The following is a 20,890-nucleotide window of genomic DNA, read 5'->3' as shown; positions in this document are numbered from 1 at the left end:
CCACAGACATGGCTCCCAAAGTACTCATCTCCGACAAGCTGTCCGAGGCCGCCGTTCAGATCTTCCGCGACCGCGGCATTGACGTCGACTTCCTGCCCGACGTGGGCAAGGACAAAGATAAACTGGCGGAAATCATCGGCCAGTACGACGGCCTCGCGATCCGCTCCGCCACCAAGGTGACCGACAAGATCCTTGAGAACGCCGAGAACCTCAAGGTGATCGGCCGCGCCGGCATCGGCACCGACAACATCGACAAGGAGGCCGCCTCCAAGCGCGGCGTCATTGTGATGAACACTCCGTTCGGCAACATGATCACCACCGCCGAACACGCGATTGCAATGATGTTCGCAGTCGCCCGCCAGCTGCCGGAGGCCTCGGCCTCCACCCATGCCGGCAAATGGGAAAAGTCCAAGTTCATGGGCACCGAACTGACCGCCAAGACCCTGGGCGTTATCGGCGCCGGTAACATCGGTGGCATCGTCTGCGACCGCGCCCGCGGCCTCAAGATGAAGGTGGTGGCCTATGACCCCTACCTGAGCACCGAGAAAGCCGACAAGATGGGCGTCGAGAAGGTGGAGCTGGATGAGCTGCTGGCCCGTGCCGATTTCATCACCCTGCACGTGCCGCTGACCGACCAGACCCGCAACATCCTGTCCAAGGAGAACCTTGAGAAGACCAAGAAGGGCGTGCGCATTATCAACTGCGCCCGCGGCGGCCTGGTGGACGAGGGCGCGCTGGCGGAACTGCTGACCTCCGGCCATGTGGCCGGCGCCGCCTTCGACGTGTTCTCGGTGGAGCCGGCCAAGGAAAACGCCCTGTTCGGCCTGCCCAACGTGGTCTGCACCCCGCACCTGGGCGCCGCCACCACCGAGGCGCAGGAAAACGTCGCCCTGCAGGTGGCAGAGCAGATGTCCAACTACCTGCTGACCGGCGCGGTTGAAAACGCGCTCAACATGCCCAGCGTCACCGCTGAGGAAGCCAAGGTCATGGGCCCCTGGATCAAGCTGGCCGATCATCTGGGCAGCTTCGTCGGCCAGATGACAGATGAGCCGATCAAGGCGATCAACATCCTCTATGACGGTGTCGCCGCCGGCATGAACCTGGATGCGCTGAACTGCGCGGTGGTTGCCGGCATCATGAAACGCGCCAATCCGGAGGTGAACCTGGTCTCCGCGCCCGTTGTTGCCAAGGAGCGCGGCGTGCAGATTTCCACCACCAGCCAGGACAAATCCGGCTCCTTTGACGGCTATGTCAAGGTGACCGCGGTGACCTCCAAGCGCGAACGCTCGGTGGCCGGCACCGTGTTCTCCGACGGCAAGCCGCGGTTCATCCAGATCAAGGGCATCAACATCGACGCCGACGTCGGCGCGCATATGCTCTACACCACAAACGAGGACGTGCCCGGCATCATCGGCACACTGGGCCATACCCTTGGCGACCACGGCGTCAACATCGCCAACTTCACCCTGGGCCGCTCCGAGGCCGGCGGCGAAGCCATTGCGCTTCTCTATGTGGATAATGAAGTCCCGGCAGAGGTGCGCGCCAAACTGGCGGAAACCGGTCTATTCAACCAGATCAAGCCGCTGCAGTTCGACGTCGTCTGACCCGTCTGGCATAATCTTGCAAAAGCCCCCGCCATTGCTGCGGGGGCTTTTCCGTTGTCACCTCTGGTGCGCGATCGTTGCCTTCTCCGGCCGGCTGCGCAGAACAATAACGCCGAAAACCAGCATCGACACCAGCGCCGCCAGTGATCCGGCCTGGGCCAGCACCTCTGTGCGCTCCTGGATCGCCAGCGGGATACCCGGAACCAGCAGCCCCAGCGACAGCACTGTGGCAGTCAGATGCAGCCGCGGCAGCCTACCTTCACCGGCGCTTGGCACCAGATGATAATAAAACGCATAGATCGCGCAGCTGACCCAGCCCAGCAGGTTCAGATGCCCGTGCGCCGGCGACAGCAGGTGATCCTGGCTTGCCGACATCTGGATCCCCCAAACCATGCCGCCCAGGGCACACACCACTGCAATCAGCATGAACGGCCGTGCAATTCCATTCATCACTTGTCCCTCCCATGTCGCTGTTCCGTTTCTCCCATCATCGGAACACCGCGGATTTCGAAACGCCAGCCTAGCATACTTCACTGATCTTTTGGGAAAACCGGCGGGGTGGGACATTTCTGCGGGGTTGAGGTGCAAGGCTTGATCCGGCATCAAAACATCAGCAGCAAAGGACATGTGATGACTTCCCCGATCTACGCCATTGGCGACATTCACGGCCAGCTTGAGATGCTGGAGCAGGCGCTGGCGCTGATTGGGGCCGACGGCGGCGCGGATGCCCGCATTGTGTTCCTCGGCGATTACACCGACCGCGGCCCGGACAGCCGCGGCGTAATCGAACGGCTGATGCAGGGGCAGGCCGCGGGCCGCGACTGGATCTGCCTCAAGGGCAACCACGACCGGATGTTCTCAATGTTCCTCGAGGACTACCCGCGCAACGACGCCCGGCTGCTGGTCGGCTACCACTGGCTGCACGAACGCATCGGGGGCATCGAGACCCTGCAATCCTATGGGGTGGAGGTCGAAGAGGGCGACCGCATCTACCAGACCCACGCCCGCGCCCGAGTCGCAATCCCGCAGGCGCATCTGGATTTCCTGGCAGGCCTCAAACCCTTCCATCAGGAGGGCGAACTGCTGTTCGTCCACGCAGGCATCCGCCCCGGCCTTCCGCTGGAGAGCCAAAGCGAGGACGACCTGATCTGGATCCGGCAGGAGTTCCTGACCGACGAACGCGCCCACCCCTGGCTGGTGGTGCATGGCCACACCCCGGCGAAACAGGCAGAGCACCGGATAAACCGCATCAACCTCGACAGCGGCGCCGGTTACGGCCGCCCGCTTACTGCCGCAGTGTTTGAGGGCCGGGAATGCTGGCTGCTGACAGATGCTGGCAGGGTGCCGCTAGAACCCTGATCCGTCTGTTCATCTTTCTGGAAATACTCTGGGGGTGAGGGTCGTCCCGGAAATGATCCGGGGGATCATTTCAGACCCGAACGGGCGAAGCCCAGCCAAAGGCGCGAGGGGGCAAAGCCCCCTCAACCGGACATCACGTCCAGTCCAGCACCACCTTGCCGCTGGAGCCTGATTTCATCGCCGCAAAGCCTTCGGCGAAATCATCGACGCCGAACCGGTGGGTGATCACCCGGCTCACATCCAGCCCGTTCTGCAGCATCGCGATCATCTTGTACCAGGTCTCGAACATCTCGCGCCCGTAGACGCCCTTGATGGTGATCGCTTTGAACACAATGCGCGACCAGTCGACCGGCGATTTGCCCGGCGGAATGCCCAACAGGGCAATCTTGCCGCCCATCACCAGCGCCTCCACCATCTGGTCGAGGGCCGCCTGCGACCCGGACATCTCCAACCCGACGTCGAAGCCCTGTTTCAGACCCAACTCGCGCACCACATCCTGCAGGTCCTCCTGCGCCACGTTCACCGCACGCACCGCCGGCACCACATGTTCTGCCAGTGTCAGCCGGTCCGGGTTGATGTCGGTGATCACCACATGCCGCGCGCCGGCATGTTTCGCCACCGCCGCCGCCATGATGCCGATGGGGCCCGCGCCGGTGATCAGCACGTCCTCGCCCAACAGGTCAAAGCTCAGCGCGGTATGCACCGCATTCCCGAGCGGATCGAGAATGGCGCCGATCTCATCCGGGATATCCTCCGGCAGCGGCACCACGTTGAAGGCCGGCAGCTTCAGATACTGGGCAAAGGCACCCTGCTCATTCACCCCGATGCCGCGGGTGCCCGGGTCCAGGTGGAACTTCCCGGCCCGGCTCTGGCGCGAGTCGGTCTTGATCAGATGCCCCTCGCCGGAACAGCGCTGCCCCACCGCCAGATCGGTGACATTGCGCCCGATCTCGACAATTTCGCCGGCAAACTCATGGCCGGTGATCATCGGCACCGGCACGGTATGCGATGCCCATTCATCCCAGTTCCAGATGTGGATATCGGTGCCGCAGATGCCGGTCTTCTTCACCTTGATCAGCACCTCGTCGGGGCCGATCTCCGGCACCGGCGCCTGCACCATCCACAGACCCTCCTGCGGATGGCTCTTCTCCAGCGCCTTCATCGTGTTCGGACGGCTCATGATACAATTCCCAATTCCTTGCCCACCTTGCCAAAGGCGGCCAATGCCCGGTCCAGCTCTTCCTTGGTTAGAGCCGCATTCATCTGGGTGCGGATGCGCGCCTGGCCGCGCGGCACCACCGGGAAGAAGAAGCCGGAGACATAGACGCCCTCATCAAACAGCTTGGCCGCCATGTCCTGCGCCAGCTGCGCCTCGCCCAGCATCACCGGGATGATCGGATGCTCACCCGGCAGCAGGTCAAAACCTAGCTTTTCCAGCCCCGCGCGCCAGTACTTGGCATTCTCGAACAGCTGCGCCCGCAGCCCGTCCCCTTCCTCCACCAGCCGGATCGCCTCCAGCCCGGCAGCAACAATCGATGGCGGCAGCGAATTGGAGAACAAATAGGGCCGCGCCCGCTGCCGCAGCAGGTCGATCACTGGCTGCGGCCCGGCGATATAACCGCCGATGGCCCCCCCAAGTGCTTTGCCCAAAGTTCCCGTCAGGATGTCCACCTCCACCCCGAAATGCTCCGGCGTGCCGGCGCCTGTCGCACCCATGAAACCGGTGGCGTGGCAGTCATCCACCATCACCACCGCATCGTATTTGTCCGCCAGCGCCCGGATCTCCGGCAGCTTGGCCAGATAACCGTCCATCGAGAACACGCCGTCGGTTGCAATCATGATATGCCGTGCACCGTCCTCGCGGGCCTGCTTCAGCCAGGCCTCCAGATCGTTCATGTCGCTATTCAGGTAGCGGTAGCGCTTGGCCTTGCACAGCCGGATCCCGTCGATGATCGACGCATGGTTCAGGCTGTCGGAGATGATCGCATCCTCCGGCCCCAACAGCGGCTCGAACAGCCCGCCATTAGCGTCGAAACAGGCGGCAAACAGGATCGCATCATCCTTTCCGAGGAACTTCGCCAGCCGCTGCTCCAGCTCCCGGTGAATGTCCTGGGTGCCGCAGATGAACCGCACCGACGCCATGCCAAAGCCCTTCGGCTCCATCGCGTCCTTTGCAGCCTTGATCAGGGCGGGGTGGTCGGCCAGGCCCAGATAGTTGTTGGCGCACAGGTTGATCACTTCGCGCCCGCCAACCGTGATCTCGCCCCCCTGCGGGGAGGTGATCATTCGCTCGCGCTTGTACAGCCCCTCGCCCTCGATCTGGGCCAGCGTGTTGGAGATGTCGGTCAGAAAAGCAGTGGACATGCGCAAACTCCCTTGGTGTCTCGAGTCGCGTGTCTATCATAGCGGATGCGTTTCCGGAATACAGGATTTCAGGATTACGGAAAAAAATCCGTGAAACTGGAATGCGTGAGTGGAAATCCGCCAAACCGGACTATCTGCCACTGAAACAGGGAGGCGTGCGTCCATGGCAAAGGTCACAGGAATCGGCGGGGTATTCATCAAGGCACGCGGCGACGCCAGAGCACTGGCCAAGTGGTACAGCGACCATCTGGGACTGGACCTGCAGGAATTCGGCGGTGCGGTCCTGAACTGGCAGGACGACACCGCAGAGGATGGCGGTCTGACCGTCTGGGGCACCGCAGATGCGGACGGCACCTGGTTTGACCCCAGCACCGCCGGTTTCATGATCAACTACCGGATCGACGATATGGACGGGATGATCGCACAGCTAACGGACGCAGGCATCCCGGTGCTGAAAGGGCCGGATGCCCATGAAAACGGCCGCTTCGCCTGGATCATGGATCCTGAAGGCAACAAGGTTGAACTGTGGGAACCCAAGCTCTGGGATGAGAAGAACAAAGGCTGACACCCGCACAAAAGAAAACGCGGCCCCTTTTCAGGGACCGCGCTTCTGATCAGTACTGCTGCGAGGCTTATGCCAGCTGCAGGTTCACCGCCGACTCGCGGCCGTCACGGCCGGGCTCGATGTCGAAGGTAACTTTCTGGTTGTCCGCCAGGCCGGTCAGGCCGGAACGCTCTACAGCGGAAATGTGCACGAACACATCTTTGCTGCCGCCCTCGGGCGCGATGAAGCCGTAGCCTTTGGTGGTGTTGAACCATTTTACGGTGCCGGTGGCCATATCCGTAGTCTCCTTTTTGATGCTGCCCGCGGAAGTGCGGCAGCCTGGCGTAGTCGGTCTGGATCGAGAGACTGAAAGCGCCGGTAAACGGGAGACAGTGGATCGACAAGAATAACGTTAGCGGACCACATATGGGCCGGTCCCCCGAGTCGTTCAAGGGGAATGTGCATAAAAGGCACAAGGTGGGGATTTCCTGCCGAAAAGTGCAGGCAAAACTTACCAGTACGGCTGGAACGGGGTTGGACTACGCATTCTTCACAATCAGAAACACCCGCGCAGGCCCCTCGGGCGCGGTGATCGAATGGGCCACATCGGCGGCATAGCGCGCGGTGTCGCCGGCCTGCAGCTGGTCCCTGGCATTGCCGGAGCTGACTGCAATCTCGCCTTCCAGCACCGTCAGCTGCTCCACCGCGCCGCGGGTGTGCGGTTGGCTGACCAGCGCGCCGCCGTGGTCAAACCGGATGTCATAGACCTCATGTCCGCCGGCCTCCTCCGGCGGTGACAGGATGCGGATGCGGCAACCCTGGCCCATGTTCTCGATCTTGGGCACATCCGACGCGCGCAGCACCTCGATCCGGTCCTGCATGTCGCCCGCTTCCAGCAGTCCGGCAAAATCCACCTGCAGCGCGCGTGTCAGGTTCCACAGCGTCGCAATGGTGGGGGAGCTTTCGCCGCGCTCGATCTGGCTCACCATCGAGCGGCTGACGCCCGACAGGTTCGCCACCGCCTCCAGGCTCAGCCCTTGGGCGCGGCGCGCCTCTTTCAGGCGGGCGGGCAGCAGGGTCAGGATATCGTCTGTGTTTTCCGTCATGACGGATTCTCTGCGCCGATGGGCTGCATTTGTCAATTGATCCGGCAAACTGCAGATGCTGCGCCGCGGCGGTGCACAGGGGGTGTACAGGGGGTGCACGGGGGGTGACGCCGCGTTCCCATGACGGCACGTCCCGGCAGACAGGTCGATGCTGCGGGCGCATACTGGCGCCAACGCAGGAGTTGAGGAGTAAGACCAATGACAGAGATCGTGATCCTGGACGGCGCCCGCACCGCCATCGGTACCTTCGGCGGCGCGCTGGCAAACACCGCGCCGATCGACCTGGCTGCCACCGTTTCCAAGGCAGCACTTGAACGCTCCGGGGTGGAGGGCGGCCAGATCGGCCATGTGGTGTTCGGCCACATCATCAACACCGAACCCCGCGACATGTACTTGAGCCGGGTTGCGGCGATGCAGGCAGGCGTCCCGGACGTGGTACCTGCAATGAATGTGAACCGCCTCTGCGGCTCCGGCGTGCAGGCAATTGTCTCAGCCTTTCAATCGCTTGCCCTAGGGGATGCGGAGTTTGCCCTGGCCGGCGGCGCCGAGAATATGTCGCGCAGCCCCTATATCCTCCAGCAAAGCCGCTGGGGCGCCAAGATGGGTGATGTGAAATCGCTCGACATGATGCTGGGCGCGCTGAACTGCCCCTTCGGCACCGGCCATATGGGGGTGACGGCTGAGAACGTCGCCGATGAGCACGGCATCACCCGCGCGCAGATGGACGAGTTTGCCCTCACCAGCCAGACCCGCGCCGCGGCGGCGATCGAGGCGGGCCATTTCAAGTCCCAGATCACGCCCGTGGAGGTCAAGGTGAAGCGCGACATGGTGCCCTTCGAAGTGGACGAGCACCCCAAGCCCACCACCCCCGAGGCACTGGCGGGCCTGCGCGCTGTGTTCCAGAAGGACGGCCGGGTAACTGCCGGAAATGCCAGCGGAATCAACGACGGCGCCGCGGCCATGGTACTGGCCACTGCCACCGCTGCAGAGCGGGCCGGGCTGAAACCCAAGGCGCGGATTCTGGGCTATGCCCATGCCGGTGTGCGCCCCGAAGTGATGGGCATCGGCCCGGTGCCCGCGGTGCGCAACCTTCTGGAGAAAACCGGACTGTCAGCCGGCGATTTCGACGTGATCGAGTCGAACGAGGCCTTTGCCTCGCAGGCGTTGGCGGTGAACAAGGAGCTGGGGCTGGATCCGGCCAAGGTGAACCCCAACGGCGGCGCCATTGCGCTGGGCCACCCGGTGGGGGCCACAGGTGCCATTATCACCTTGAAAACACTGTATGAACTGGAGCGAACCGGCGGTTCCAAAGGGCTGATCACCATGTGCATTGGCGGCGGTCAGGGTATCGCACTGGCGGTTGAGCACATTTGATTGCAAACGGCATGGGATTGCGAATGACGGGGTCCCATGTCTGGCCTTCACCATTGGGAGCTCTTTGTTTAACGGGCATATTACGCTTCTTTCATATACAGGAGATGCAATTCAAAGTAGAAATAAAGAAACGGTAGGAATCAAAGAATATTAACAACTTCTTACCGAAGCTTCGCTGGAATAACTTCTACGGGATAGTTGACCAGCGATCCGGCACAAGGCTCGCGCGCTGCCAGGGCAGCCTGCTGGATGGTAAGGGGGTAAAATGACAGCCAAGGTCCTGCTTCTGGAAGACGACAAGGGTGTCCGGTTCACGTTCGAGATGGCTTTGCGGGACGCCGGATATGATGTCACCGCCGTTGCCAGTTGTTCCGAAGCCATCTCAGCTCTTTCCGGCATCGAAACCGGTATTTTGATCCTTGATCTGAAGATCGGGGAGGAAATGTCCTTGCCAGTGGCGGATTATGCCGCGCTCATGCGCCCCGATATTCCGGTGGTCTACATCACCGGCAGCCGGCTGTTCACCGGCGGCGAACTGTTTGGGCTGAGCCGCAATATCCGGTGGGTGCTGCACAAGCCGGTTAACCTGCCGGACCTTGTAAGCATGGTCGACTATGTAACCGGCCAGAGTGTTACCGCAGAAGCAAGCTGAGCAGGTTCCGGGACCTAGCTGCAGGCAATTGTAAAGATGGCGCCTTTGCCTTGGTCTGCATCGGCTGTGAACTGCCAGTTGTGGCGGCGGCAAATCTCTGCACAAGTCGACAGTCCGATGCCGCTGCCTTCGATTTCACGGTGTGCGCGATGAAACGGCTGGAGGATCAAGAATTTGTCTTTGGGGTCAAAGCCGGTTCCATTGTCCGAAACTGACAGTTCCCAATTGTCCCGCCCTGCGGAAGATTGACTGATTTTGATTTCCAGAGGGCGCCCAGGGTGCCGGTACTTGATTGCGTTGGTCAACAGGTTGGTGAGGACGAGGTGCAGCAGGGTAGGGTCGGCATGCAGCCGGAAACCGCTGCCTGACACGCTGATTTGGCCACCGCAGGCTTGCAGCTCCTGGGCAAGGCCTGCGCAGGCCTCTGATACTGCGTCCTGAATTGAAATGTCCTGAATGTTGATCCGGGCGGACGTTGAAACCGAATGTTCCAAAAGCTCCGTTGTCAGCCGGTCCATCTGGCTGGTGGCCCGGCTCATGTGCTTCAGGAATTCCTGGGCTGTCTCCGGCAGACCGGCGGCATAGTGCTGCGAGAAGTAGTGCAAGGCGCCATTCAGGGTGCTGATCGGTGTTCGCAGATCATGAGAGGCGGCGTGGGCAAAGGCCTCCATCGACAGCAAGGTTTCTTGCAGTTTCAGGTTGGCTTCCTTGGCGCTGCGCAGCTCATCGTTGAGCTTGCTGCGCAGGTCATTCATTTGCCGGAACGACTCAGCGGTGACTCGCAGCTGATCATGGGTCAGCATGATCAGCCGCTCACCCTTGGCGTCAGACTTTAACAGCGAAACGCGGAAATCCGTTTCTGGCGCCGTGGACGGGCGGATGTTCGCATTCATGGGCAAAGTCGTTGCGCCATGCGCTGTACCTTGCCTGAGCCTTGCAATCACCCGGTCCGGATCCAGCAGGGTCAGGCTGCTGATGCATGTGCCTTGAAGCGCACCGCTGCCGGGTTCGCAACCCGGTGCGAAACTGCGTTCGGCCCTGCGGTTGCACGCAAGAATGCGGCCATTCCAATCGAGGACAAAGGACGCATAGGGAGACCAGAAAAAGGCGTTTCCCAAGACCTCAGCGTCCAGGTTGTTCCCATCCGGCATCAATGCAGTCACCGCCTAGGGGCCGGTTTGTCCGCGGGTGCAGGCTGCAAAATGCGGGCGGACGAGGGATGAGCCTGGTCCGCCTGCATGACCTTGAAAGGTTCAGTGCAACACAACACGTGCGTTTTACTCCGGTTCACGCCGGTAAAGCTGCAGGCCGCCAAAGACATGGGTTATGCGGTCTGCATCGCCGCTCCGGGCTTGTGCAAACAGTTCTGCTGCGGCGTAGCTGCCATCGCTGGTCTGCAGGCGCAGCGGGTAGTGGAACGGCTGTCCCATCGTCAGTACATCCTGCAGCCCGTCCTTCGCAAAATCCCGGTCCTCAGGGTGGATGCGCTCCAGCATCATTTCCACCGACGGGACGTGCTTTCCCTGAGCATACCCCAGAAGATCGTACATCGGTGGGTTCCAGGACGGCACGTTGTTGACCACATCAAAGGAGAAAATGCCAACGGCGAAATGATTCTGCACCGCTGCGCTGCAGCCCAGCATCAGGTCGCGCTCGTCAAACTTTGCCTTGTCCCAGCACACGCCGATCAACTGGATGTTTTCGCCATGGGAATCCTGGAAAACCATCAGGCTGCCCCCGATGTTCAGGGTGTTTCCGCTGTCATCGAAGAAGCGTGCATCAAATTCGAAGGAGCCGCCGTCCTTGAACAGAGGGTCAAGCTGCAACTGCAAGCTTGCACGGTCTTCGGGGTGGGCGCGCGCCAGAATCGTGTCAAGGCTCAGGCCGGCTGCGGTGTCATCCATCCCCAGAATGGCATGCACCTCTGGCGAGACGTAGGTATCGTTGGATTGCAGGTTCTGCGTCCAGAACCCGACCCTGGTTACTTTGCTGATCTGCCGGAGGACATCATTGAAAGGTTCGTTGTCGAACCGGGACACAGTAATAGAGATGCCGATGAGCCTTTGGTGCATGTCCAGAACGGGTGACAGGATCAGGGTGTAGTAGTCGCTGCCTGACAGGACGGGAATGCGGCGCGTTTCCTGCAGCCGCAGCACAGTGTTGGCAATCGGCGCGAGTGCCGGGAAGCCATTGGGCAGGTTGCAATGGCTGAGGTGCAGGCCGGTCGGAGGAAGCTCGCCAATGCCAAAAACCTCCTGCGCGACGCGCGACAGCCGCCGGATGATCAGCGCCTGATCCGCCAGCGCAATGGCATAAGGCGAAGAGACCAGCATCGCTTCCAGCTCGGAGGCCAGCGCCTGGCGCTCTGCTGAGCTGATCTGCAATTCCTCGTTGACGGTCAGCAGCTCTTCATTGGTGGATTGCAGCTCCTCGTTGGAGGTTTCCAGTTCTTCATTTGTGGCCTGGAACTCCTCGTTGGTGGACTGCAGCTCCTCGTTTGAGGATTGCAGCTCCTCGTTGGCGGTCTGAAGTTCCTCGATCGTCTGCTGCAGCGCCTCCTGGGTGGAGCGGATTTCCAGCTCCATCCGCTCGACATAGTCCCGCTGTTCCCGGTCGGAAATTTCGCTGAAGTTCAGCTCCTTTTCCTCCTCGAACTTGGAATTGATCGCCAGCAGGCAATGCAGTTCGCCGCCCTTGTGGTTGATAAAGGGGAAGGCCTGCAGCTGGACGCGGTTGCCATTGGGCAAGGAGGCTTTATGCCAGCGCCCGTCCCGCCGTTCTTCGGTGCGGGTGGCCACCGCAATCAGGCTGGCGGCCTCGGTGCGCAGCGGGTCGATCAGCATCCTGACGTTCAGCGATGTCGACATGCCGGCCCGGATTTCGCTGTAGACGCTGATATCCCCGAGGATTTCGATAATGTCGCCGTTACGGGTGCAAATAACGCCATTCGGCGCAACTGCCCGGGCAAGCGAAAGGTCGGCCTGCGCAGCCTGATCGGCCGCCGTTTGCGCCGCTGACCGCCGCATGCTCTGCGACCGCAGATAGGAGCTGCCCGGCGTGCTGGGTAATACGGTCAGTTCCCTGGAAATGCCGCGGCGTTTGCCAAAAATCTTGTCGGCCCCCTGGCGGGCTTCGAAGTAGATGCCCATTTCGCCCACTGTTTCCGAAGTGCCCAGAAACAGCAGCCCGCCCGAGGCCAGGGAATAGTGCAGGCGGGTCAGCACACGTTCCTGCAGTGCCAGGTTAAAATAGATCAGGACGTTACGGATGGTGACCAGGTTGAGATTGATGAAGGGCGGGTCCTGGAACACATTGTGCTGCGAAAACAGTGTCACATTTCGAAGCTCCTGGCGGACCGAGATGTCGTTTTCGCCGACGGTGAAGTATTCCTTCAGATATTGGGGCGGAATGTCCTGCGCTGCTGAAATGGGGTAAATCCCCTTTCGCGCAACTTCGATGGCATTCTGGTCGATATCCGTGGCGAAGATCTGAACATTGGTCTTGGTCAGCGCGTGGAGCCCGCCGAGCAGTTCGGCGATAAGGATCGCGATGGAATAAGCCTCTTCGCCGGTCGCACATCCCGCGACCCACACCCGAACGGGGCCCGGGCCGCTGTTTGCCAGCTGTTTTTCCAGCTGTTCATTCAATTTCCGGAACTGTTCAGGATCGCGGAAGAACCGGGTCACCGAAATCAGCAAATCGCGGTGCAGCGCGTCGACTTCGTCCACGTTTGACCTGCAATAATCGACATAGCCGTCGTAGTCTTCGATACCCAGTGCCGTCATCCGCCGGGCAATGCGGCGGTTCAGTGTGTTTTCCTTATAGTTGGCAAAGTCGACCTGGGTGCGGGCTAGAAGGATGCCGAACAGTTCGCTGAGCTTGCTGGGTTCATCCGTTTCGGGGCGCAGCAATGCCAGATCGCGCGGCCGGGTCAGAATTTTCTCGAAATGGTCGCCGATTTGCCCCGGTGTCAGGGTCAGATCGATACAACCGGTTTCAATCGCCGAAGCTGGCATGCCATCCTATTTCGCGGAGCTGGGATCCTGGGCGATGGTGATTCCGCCGCATTCACGGATCGCTTGCACGCCATAGCTGCCGTCGCTTCCAGTGCCCGACAGCACGATACCTACACAGTTTTCTCCGCACTCTTGAGCAATGCTCTTGAACAGCCGGTCAGCGGACGGCTTCGGGGATGCCGGGTGCCCTGCAGGGTTGCGCAAGCGCAGCTTTCCACCCTCAAGCATCACATCAGTATCTGGCGGGGTAATGTAGATGGTTCCCGGCACGGGGTCGGTTTCCCGGCCCAGCTCTTCTACTGGCAGGGAGGTTTCGCGGGCGAGCAAAGATGTCAGCACGCTTTTATGGGTTGGCGACATATGCTGCGCAATCACGTAGATTGCGTTGGCGGATTGCGGGAGGTGCTGCACCAGTTGCGAAAGCGCTTCCAGCCCGCCCGCCGAAGCGGCCACACCGACCACGTGAAGGCCGCTGTCTTCAGCTGAGGCATCCGCGCTATCATTTTCCGGTGAGGCTGCTGACGTTTCGGTGGACATGCGCTTTTCTAAGTCTTCCATGAATATTCAACCGTAATGCAAAGTAGCGGTGCAAAAAATCTTCCTGCACTCGTTGTGCCTGAAAGGCGGCGCTTGCGGCCTATGCAGCAGCGCAAAATTTGTCGATTAGGTTCAGAATCTGGCCGGGTGTCACTGGCTTTGGTGCAAACCCGTTCATGCCCAAGTCCTTGACGATCGTATCATCGTGATAGGCAGCATCAGCAGTCACGGCGATGATAGGCACGCTGCTGGGAGGATCCATCGGAGCTTCCCGGATTTGCTGTGTCGCCTCAATCCCCGACAGCCGCGGCATGTGCAGATCCATCAGCACCAGGCCATACTCGTTCGGCGCGCTGCTGAGCATGTCGATGCTGGCCTGACCGTCTTCGGCAATCTCAACGTCAACCCCAAGCGCCACAATGATCTCTCGCATCATGTATCGCGTGAATTCGTCATTTTCGACGAGCAGGACTTTCCGCGGGTTGTTCATCAGCTGATTCCGTCTGTGCTGCGGCTGCGATCAGAAACAGGGATCCGGTCACGGCATTGTCTCGAGGGTGACCAAGCCGGCTCCTAATCGGTTCCGCAAAGTCAGGTATTTCAGCGGGGTGGCCGGATTTGGGTCCCTTTGGCATCATGGGACTCTTTCAACCTCCGGTCAACGTGTCCGAGCTGGCTGATAATCTTCTTTTGCGAGTTTTTTAGTTTGAGACACACGTCTTGCGTTGCTGACGTGGTAACACCTTCAATCCGCGGCCTTTATCAAGTCAGCAAGGCAATGACAGCGAAGAGGCCGGTGGCGCCGGCAGCACCCAGAACGGCGGGGACCGCCCAGCTTCTGCTGCTGCGTGGCCGTGCACCGTTCTGTGCGGCCTGCGCGATCAGCGCCTGTTCCACCAGTGCAGGCAGACGGGGGCCAAAGCGGGCCATCACCTTGGCGGTGTCCAGCAGGTCGGTAACGACTGCGCGGGGCCCGATGGATTTCTTGATGTAATCCTCGACCACCGGCCGGGCGGCTTCCCAGATGTTGATACGCGGATCCAGTGAGCGGGCAACGCCCTCAACCACCACCATGGTGCGCTGCAAGAGGATCAGCTCAGTGCGGGTTTCCATGCCGAAGCGTTCAGTCACCTCGAACAGGTAGTTCAGCAGCCGGCCCATTGAAATCTGCGAGGCGTCCATGCCGAAGATCGGCTCACCCACCGCGCGCAGGGCGCGGGCGAATTCATCGACGTCACGGTTGGCAGGCACGTAGCCGGCCTCGAAATGCACCTCGGCCACGCGTTTGTAGTCGCGCTTGATGAAGCCGTAGAGAATTTCGGCATAGACCCGGCGGGTATATTCGTCGATGTGGCCCATGATCCCGAAATCATAGGCGATTATATCGCCGTTGCTTGCCACCTTGAGGTTGCCCTGGTGCATGTCGGCGTGGAAGAAACCGTCGCGCAGCGCATGGCGCAGGAACAGCGACAGCACCCGGTTGGCCAGCAGCTTGCGGTCGTGGCCGGCTGCATCCAGCGCCTCATTGTCGCCCAGTGGAATACCATCGGCCCAGCCCATGGTCATCACCCGGCGCGCCGAATAGCCCCAGCGGATTTCCGGCAGCTGGAAACCTTCGTCCTTGGCGGTATTGGCGGCGAACTCCGAGGCGGCGGCGCTTTCCAGCCGCAGGTCCAGTTCGCCCTGCACCACACCGTCGAAGTGCTCAATCACATCCATCGGCTTCAGGCGGCGGGCGCCGGGGGCGAAGAGGTCCACGATGCGGGCCGCGAAATAGAAGGCATCCACATCCTTGTTGAAGGCGCGCTCAATGCCGGGGCGCAGCACCTTGACCGCGACTTCCTCGCCGGTTTCCGCCAATGTTGCGCGGTGTACCTGGGCGATGGAGGCCGCGGCGATCGGGTCGCTGAAGTCCGAGAATATCTCGGAGACCGGACGGCCCAGCTCCTTTTCCACCTCAGCCAGCGCCTGGGCGCGGGAAAACGGCGGCAGCTTGTCCTGCAGCACGCGCAGCTGGTTGGCCAGATCCTTGCCCACCACGTCCGGCCGGGTCGAAAGCACCTGTCCGAACTTGATATAGGCAGGCCCCAGCGCGTTCAGTGCGCGGGTTTCGGGCGGCATTGCCGGATCGCCCTTGTAGCCCAGCCATTTGAACGGCCAGCCCAAGGTGCGGGCGAGTATGCGCAGGGGTTTTGGCGCCTCAAACGCCTCCAGCACGGAATGCATGGCGCCGGTGCGTTCGAATGTGGCGCCTGTTCGGATCAGGCGCAGGATATTATGGGGGCCGCGCATGGGTCAGATCTTCCAGCCGGAATGCAGGCAGGCGATGCCCAGCGACAGGTTGCGGTATTTGGCGTTCTCGAACCCCGCCTGTTTCACCATGCCCAGGAAGGTTTCCTGATCCGGGAAGTTGCGGATCGATTCCACCAGATACTGGTAGCTGTCGTAATCATTGGCGATCAGCTGACCCATCCGCGGGATCACGTTGAAGGAATAGAGGTCGTAAAGCTTTTGCAGCCCGTCGTTCGGCAGTTGCGAGAATTCCAGCACCATAAGCCGCCCGCCGGGGCGCAGCACCCGGTAAGCCTCGTTCAGTGCCTCCTGCGGCCGCGTTACATTCCGGATTCCAAAGGAGATGGTATAGACGTCGAAAGTGTTGTCCTTGAACGGCAGCTTCATCGCGTCGCCGGTGACCCAGTCGAGGCTGTCGGCCATCTGCTCGGCTTCGGCGCGCTTGCGGCCTTCCTCCAGCATCGGGCGGGTGAGGTCGAGCACGGTGGAGTGGCCGGAGCCTGCGCGTTTCAGGAAGCGGAAGGAAATGTCGCCGGTGCCGCCCGCCACATCCAGAAGCCGCTGACCGGGACGCGGCGCCAGCCAGTCCATCATCGCGTCCTTCCAGACCCGGTGGATGCCCACGCTCATCACGTCGTTCATGATGTCATATTTAGAGGCGACCGAGTTGAAGACCCCCTGCACGCGGCCTGCCTTCTCCGCCTCGCGGACGGTTTCGAACCCGAAATGGGTGGTGTTGTCGCTCGTGTTGCTCATCAGGCTTGCCGTTTGCTGAGTTTCGCCCTTGTTATAAGGCGCTGTGGGGCAGGCACAATGCGGCCCGTTGGTTCAGGAGGGGTGTAATGCCAGAATTGCCCGAGGTCGAGACGGTGAAACGCGGTTTGGCGCCTGCGATGGAGGGCGCAGTGATCGTGAAGGCGCAGGTGAACCGCCCGGATCTGCGCTGGCCGTTTCCGGAGCGGATGGCCGAGCGGCTGACAGGCGCGCGGGTCAATGCCCTCAGGCGGCGGTCGAAATACATTCTGGCTGATCTCGACACAGGTGAGACGCTGCTCATTCACCTCGGCATGTCCGGGCGGATGACGGTGTCGGGCGACCCTTTGAGGCAGTTCGTGCATGAGCACCCGCAGGCGGAGAAGCACGACCATGTGGTTCTGGACATGGACAATGGCGCGCGCATCACCTTCAACGATCCGCGCCGGTTCGGGGCGATGGATCTGCTGGAGACCGCTACCGCCGACTCCCACAAGTTGCTGGCGGTGCTGGGGCCGGAGCCGCTGGGCAATGACTTTCACGAGGATCACCTGGTGGCTGCCTTCAAGGGGCGTAACACGCCGGTGAAATCCGCATTACTGGATCAGGGAATCATTGCTGGTCTCGGTAACATCTACGTCTGCGAAGCGCTGTTCCGTGCGGGAATTTCGCCACGCCGCAGGGCCGGGCAGATTGCCGCGCATCGGGTAGCGGCGTTGGTGCCGATCATCCGGAAGGTGCTGCAGGATGCCATCCAAGCGGGCGGTTCATCGCTCAAGGATTTCAGGCAAGCCTCTGGAGAACTTGGGTATTTTCAGCATAGTTTCGATGCCTACGGCCGCGAGGGCGAGGCCTGCCGCCGAGAGGGCTGCGCCGGGTCAATTGCCAGAATCACCCAGTCGGGGCGTTCCACCTTCTACTGTGTAAAGTGCCAAAGATAGCTTGATCAGAGGGACCCTTTTGGTAAGGACTCAGGACTGAACGGAACAACCGAAAGAGAAATCATGGCCTACGAGACGATCAACGTCGATGTGCAGGACCACGTTTGCCTTATCAAGCTGAACCGCCCTGAGGCGATGAACGCTCTCAACAAGGAGCTCATTGGCGAGCTTTGCGATGCTCTGGAAGAGGCCGATGCCAGCGACAAGGTGCGCTGCATTGTCCTGACCGGCTCGGAGAAGGCCTTTGCCGCCGGTGCCGACATCAAGGAGATGTCGGAGCTGAGTTTCACCGAGGTGTTTTCCACCAATCTGTTTGCCGACGCCAATGACCGCATTTCGGCGATCCGCAAGCCGGTGATCGCCGCGGTGGCCGGCTACGCGCTGGGCGGCGGCTGCGAGCTGGCGATGCTGTGCGATTTCATCATCGCTGCCGAGACCGCCAAGTTCGGCCAGCCGGAAATCAACTTGGGTGTAGTAGCTGGCATCGGCGGCACCCAGCGCCTGACCCGGTTCGTGGGCAAGTCCAAGTCGATGGACATGAACCTGACCGGCCGCTTTATGAACGCCGAAGAGGCTGAACGCGCAGGCTTGGTGTCGCGCGTGGTGCCCGCGAAGAAGCTGATCGAGGAAGCCACAGCGGCAGCACAGAAGATCGCCGAGAAATCGCAGCTGACTGCAATGGCAGTGAAGGAAGCGGTGAACCGCTCTTATGAGCTCCCGCTGAGCGAAGGCATTCTGTTCGAACGCCGCGTGTTTCATTCGATGTTTGCGACCGAAGACCAGAAAGAGGGCATGGCCGCCTTTCTTGAAAAGCGCGAAGCGCAGTTCCGCGACAAGTAAGCGGCACATCAGACACCGGAAAGGCGGGCCGCCCAGCCCGCCTTTTTGCATTTGGGGCCGGCGCCCTTGCAATTCCATGCAGAGTTGGATAGATGCCGCCCTCATACATGCGCGTGCAGCCCGCTTTGGCTAGAATCACACCGGTGAATGATCCGGGGCTGGCTGGCATTGCGTCCGATAGAAACAGAACCCGAAGATAAGGTCAGACACCATGGCAAATTCGCCCCAGGCCAAGAAGCGCGCACGTCAGAACGAGAAGCGCTTTGCCGTCAACAAAGCCCGTCGTTCGCGCATCCGCACCTTCCTGCGTAAAGTTGAAGAAGCCATCGCTTCCGGCGATAAAGAAGCTGCAACCGCAGCTCTGCGCGCGGCTCAGCCCGAGCTGATGCGCGGCGTCACCAAGGGTGTGTATCACAAAAACACCGCTTCCCGGAAAATCTCGCGCCTGTCCGCACGCGTGAAGGCACTGGCCTGAGATTCGCTCCGCTGAGCAGGCTCACGGGCCGTCAAAAAGTTGTCAGGGCGCTGCAGATTGCAGCGCCTTGTTTTTTGGGAAAACCCTTGCCGGGACTCGCTGGGCGCAGGAGATTCTTTGCTGCCAAAGACTGAGTCAACATCATAGTTTCGTTGCCGCTGCCCCCCTCAAATTGCTACCACTGTTTCAGCGATTCACTCGCTGGGGGGACAGGCTGCTCGAGGCGATCTTGACGGGCATCAAGATTGCCAGGTTGCTCGGCACGACGCGCATCTGATGCGCGCTAGTTGCCGGGATCCACTGCTGTATCGTTAAGGGTCAGCAGCCTTGTCTCAATTGTGTGCGATACTGTTCGTGACGGCAAATCCGCCGCTTTTTGCGGCCGTTTTTGCTGTTCAAGGCGAACGTCAAGCCTTCGGGTAATGCGGCCACTGCTGGCCCGCACACGATAACCCTGTGCGTGGATGCCCCCCGGGTGGTTGGGGGTAAGAATAGAACTGGCCCGGCAAATGGGCCGCTGCTTTTTGGGGATGCGTGAGGCGCAGCATGACAGAAGAAAAATGGGGACAGCTCAGAAACCGGCTGTTGAAAACGGTCGGCCAGAACAATTTCACGACCTGGATCGAGCCGCTTGAATTTGACGCCGTGGACGGTGGGGTTGCCGTCTTCAAGGTGCCGACGAATTTCATGGGCAACTATGTCAGCCAAAACTTTGCAGATCTGATTCTGCATGAGCTGACGATGTCCGGGGAACAGGTCCAGCGGCTGGCTTTCCGGGTTGCTGCTAACAGCCCGGTCCGCCCGGCAGAGCCCGCAGCTGGAGCAGAGGCTTACAGCAGCGCCGATGGTGATGTGGCCGTCATGACTGCGCCCGCGGCTTCTTCCGCTGGCAAGGACACGTTGGAAGCGCTGCAAGCTGCACCGCTTGATCCGCGCTTTACCTTCGACAGCTTTGTTGTCGGCAAGCCGAACGAACTGGCCCACGCTGCCGCACGCCGCGTCGGAGAGGGCGGTCCGGTCACTTTCAACCCGCTGGTTCTGTATGGCGGAGTGGGTCTGGGTAAGACCCACCTGATGCACGCCATCGCTTGGGAGCTGAAGGAAAAGAACCCGTCGCTGAACGTGCTGTACCTGTCGGCGGAACAGTTCATGTACCGCTTTGTGCAAGCTCTGCGTGAGCGTAAGATGATGGACTTCAAGCACCTGTTCCGCTCGGTCGATGTGCTGATGGTGGATGATGTTCAGTTCATCGCCGGCAAGGATTCGACCCAGGAAGAATTCTTCCACACCTTCAACGCGCTGGTGGATCAGAACAAGCAGATCATCATCTCGGCCGACCGCGCCCCGGGTGAGATCAAGGATCTGGAAGACCGGGTGAAGTCACGCCTGCAGTGCGGTCTTGTCGTGGACCTGCACCCGACCGATTATGAACTGCGTCTGGGCATCCTGCAGACCAAGGTGCAGCAGCAGCGTGAGACCTACCCCGACCTGCGCATCGCGGATGGTGTGCTGGAATTCCTGGCACACCGGATCTCGACCAATGTGCGCGTGCTTGAAGGCGCCCTGACCCGTCTGTTCGCATTTGCGTCTCTGGTCGGCCGTGAGATCGACATGGACCTGACCCAGGACTGTTTGGCAGACGTGCTGCGCGCCTCCGAGCGCAAGATCACCGTCGAGGAAATCCAGCGCAAGGTCTCCGAGTATTACAACATCCGCATGTCGGACATCATCGGCCCCAAGCGCCTGCGCTCTTATGCGCGCCCGCGTCAGGTGGCGATGTATCTGTGCAAACAGCTGACCAGCCGCTCCCTGCCAGAGATCGGCCGCCGCTTTGGCGGGCGCGACCACACCACCGTGATGCACGGTGTGAAGCGCATCGAGGAGCTGAAGCTGACCGACGGCCAGATCGCCGAGGACGTCGAAATGCTGCGGCGTTCGCTGGAAGCCTGACGCGCAAAAAAGCTAGAACTGCAAACCCCAAATTGCACTGCGGCCCCGGTTTCCGGGGCCGTTTTTTGTTGGCTCAACGGCGG

20 protein-coding genes are annotated in these 20,890 nt (G+C 60.9%); 9 read left to right on the top strand and 11 right to left on the bottom strand.

Annotated features, from left to right (window positions below; translation table 11 throughout):
* Positions 1 to 8: 8 nt before the first annotated feature.
* Positions 9 to 1,604, top strand: coding sequence for a phosphoglycerate dehydrogenase (serA, locus tag GC1_RS20360; protein WP_019295162.1), 1,596 nt, complete (start codon positions 9 to 11; stop codon positions 1,602 to 1,604).
* Between the two features lie 57 nt (positions 1,605 to 1,661).
* On the opposite strand, the gene GC1_RS20355 is transcribed toward serA, so the two are convergent.
* Positions 1,662 to 2,054, bottom strand: coding sequence for a hypothetical protein (locus GC1_RS20355; protein ID WP_019295161.1), 393 nt, complete (start codon positions 2,052 to 2,054; stop codon positions 1,662 to 1,664).
* A 180-nt stretch (positions 2,055 to 2,234) separates the two neighbouring features.
* On the opposite strand from GC1_RS20355, the gene GC1_RS20350 reads away from it, so the two are divergent.
* A complete protein-coding gene (locus GC1_RS20350; protein ID WP_029204709.1) occupies positions 2,235 to 2,963 on the top strand; it encodes a metallophosphoesterase family protein in 729 nt (242 codons plus the stop codon).
* A gap of 133 nt (positions 2,964 to 3,096) precedes the next feature.
* Here GC1_RS20350 and tdh read toward each other — a convergent pair whose 3' ends face one another.
* A complete protein-coding gene (gene tdh, locus GC1_RS20345) occupies positions 3,097 to 4,125 on the bottom strand; it encodes an L-threonine 3-dehydrogenase (protein WP_019295159.1) in 1,029 nt (342 codons plus the stop codon).
* Positions 4,126 to 4,139: 14 nt separating this feature from the next.
* Positions 4,140 to 5,327, bottom strand: a complete 1,188-nt coding sequence (locus GC1_RS20340) for a glycine C-acetyltransferase (RefSeq protein ID WP_019295158.1) — start codon at positions 5,325 to 5,327, stop codon at positions 4,140 to 4,142.
* Positions 5,328 to 5,490: 163 nt separating this feature from the next.
* Here GC1_RS20340 and GC1_RS20335 point away from each other — a divergent pair, with 163 nt between their 5' ends.
* Entirely contained in the window at positions 5,491 to 5,892 is a 402-nt protein-coding gene (locus tag GC1_RS20335) for a VOC family protein (RefSeq protein WP_019295157.1), read from the top strand.
* Between the two features lie 67 nt (positions 5,893 to 5,959).
* Here GC1_RS20335 and GC1_RS20330 read toward each other — a convergent pair whose 3' ends face one another.
* Entirely contained in the window at positions 5,960 to 6,166 is a 207-nt protein-coding gene (locus GC1_RS20330; RefSeq protein WP_019295156.1) for a cold-shock protein, read from the bottom strand.
* Positions 6,167 to 6,410: 244 nt separating this feature from the next.
* Positions 6,411 to 6,977 carry a helix-turn-helix domain-containing protein gene (locus GC1_RS20325; RefSeq protein WP_019295155.1) on the bottom strand — a complete coding sequence of 189 codons (567 nt, stop codon included), beginning with the start codon at positions 6,975 to 6,977 and terminating at the stop codon, positions 6,411 to 6,413.
* Between the two features lie 198 nt (positions 6,978 to 7,175).
* Between GC1_RS20325 and GC1_RS20320 the strand changes: the two genes are divergently transcribed.
* Both GC1_RS20320 and GC1_RS20315 read left to right on the top strand, forming a co-directional pair.
* Positions 7,176 to 8,351 carry an acetyl-CoA C-acyltransferase family protein gene (locus tag GC1_RS20320; RefSeq protein WP_019295154.1) on the top strand — a complete coding sequence of 392 codons (1,176 nt, stop codon included), beginning with the start codon at positions 7,176 to 7,178 and terminating at the stop codon, positions 8,349 to 8,351.
* A 265-nt stretch (positions 8,352 to 8,616) separates the two neighbouring features.
* The gene (locus GC1_RS20315) at positions 8,617 to 9,003 is read left to right on the top strand and encodes a response regulator (RefSeq protein ID WP_019295153.1); all 387 of its coding nucleotides are present in this window, start codon (positions 8,617 to 8,619) and stop codon (positions 9,001 to 9,003) included.
* 14 nt (positions 9,004 to 9,017) lie between these two features.
* Here the strand turns inward: GC1_RS20315 and GC1_RS20310 are convergent, their stop codons facing one another.
* From GC1_RS20310 to ubiE, 6 genes are all read right to left on the bottom strand, one after another.
* Complete coding sequence (locus tag GC1_RS20310) at positions 9,018 to 9,896, bottom strand: sensor histidine kinase (protein ID WP_162183425.1); 879 nt, start codon at positions 9,894 to 9,896, stop codon at positions 9,018 to 9,020.
* Positions 9,897 to 10,280: 384 nt separating this feature from the next.
* Positions 10,281 to 13,019 carry a CheR family methyltransferase gene (locus GC1_RS20305; protein ID WP_019295151.1) on the bottom strand — a complete coding sequence of 913 codons (2,739 nt, stop codon included), beginning with the start codon at positions 13,017 to 13,019 and terminating at the stop codon, positions 10,281 to 10,283.
* Positions 13,020 to 13,025: 6 nt separating this feature from the next.
* On the bottom strand, positions 13,026 to 13,556 hold the full coding sequence (locus GC1_RS22925) for a chemotaxis protein CheB (protein ID WP_019295150.1): 531 nt from the start codon (positions 13,554 to 13,556) through the stop codon (positions 13,026 to 13,028).
* A 100-nt stretch (positions 13,557 to 13,656) separates the two neighbouring features.
* Positions 13,657 to 14,046 (bottom strand): response regulator, encoded by a 390-nt coding sequence (locus GC1_RS20300; RefSeq protein WP_019295149.1) that lies wholly within the window; start codon positions 14,044 to 14,046, stop codon positions 13,657 to 13,659.
* Positions 14,047 to 14,318: 272 nt separating this feature from the next.
* Positions 14,319 to 15,848 carry a 2-polyprenylphenol 6-hydroxylase gene (ubiB, locus tag GC1_RS20295; protein WP_019295148.1) on the bottom strand — a complete coding sequence of 510 codons (1,530 nt, stop codon included), beginning with the start codon at positions 15,846 to 15,848 and terminating at the stop codon, positions 14,319 to 14,321.
* Between the two features lie 3 nt (positions 15,849 to 15,851).
* The gene (ubiE, locus tag GC1_RS20290; protein ID WP_019295147.1) at positions 15,852 to 16,604 is read right to left on the bottom strand and encodes a bifunctional demethylmenaquinone methyltransferase/2-methoxy-6-polyprenyl-1,4-benzoquinol methylase UbiE; all 753 of its coding nucleotides are present in this window, start codon (positions 16,602 to 16,604) and stop codon (positions 15,852 to 15,854) included.
* 86 nt (positions 16,605 to 16,690) lie between these two features.
* On the opposite strand from ubiE, the gene mutM reads away from it, so the two are divergent.
* From mutM to dnaA, 4 genes are all read left to right on the top strand, one after another.
* Positions 16,691 to 17,542, top strand: a complete 852-nt coding sequence (gene mutM / locus GC1_RS20285) for a bifunctional DNA-formamidopyrimidine glycosylase/DNA-(apurinic or apyrimidinic site) lyase (RefSeq protein WP_019295146.1) — start codon at positions 16,691 to 16,693, stop codon at positions 17,540 to 17,542.
* 63 nt (positions 17,543 to 17,605) lie between these two features.
* Complete coding sequence (locus GC1_RS20280; protein WP_019295145.1) at positions 17,606 to 18,382, top strand: enoyl-CoA hydratase; 777 nt, start codon at positions 17,606 to 17,608, stop codon at positions 18,380 to 18,382.
* Positions 18,383 to 18,593: 211 nt separating this feature from the next.
* Positions 18,594 to 18,857: a 30S ribosomal protein S20 gene (gene rpsT, locus GC1_RS20275; protein WP_019295144.1), complete on the top strand. Its 264-nt coding sequence runs from the start codon at positions 18,594 to 18,596 to the stop codon at positions 18,855 to 18,857.
* A gap of 546 nt (positions 18,858 to 19,403) precedes the next feature.
* On the top strand, positions 19,404 to 20,807 hold the full coding sequence (dnaA, locus tag GC1_RS20265; RefSeq protein ID WP_019295142.1) for a chromosomal replication initiator protein DnaA: 1,404 nt from the start codon (positions 19,404 to 19,406) through the stop codon (positions 20,805 to 20,807).
* The last annotated feature ends 83 nt before the right edge of the window (positions 20,808 to 20,890 follow it).

The organism is Leisingera sp. ANG1, from assembly GCF_000203975.2.
GTDB lineage: Bacteria > Pseudomonadota > Alphaproteobacteria > Rhodobacterales > Rhodobacteraceae > Leisingera.
Note: the sequence above shows the minus strand (reverse complement) of the source record. Positions and strands in the feature narration are given on the sequence as shown.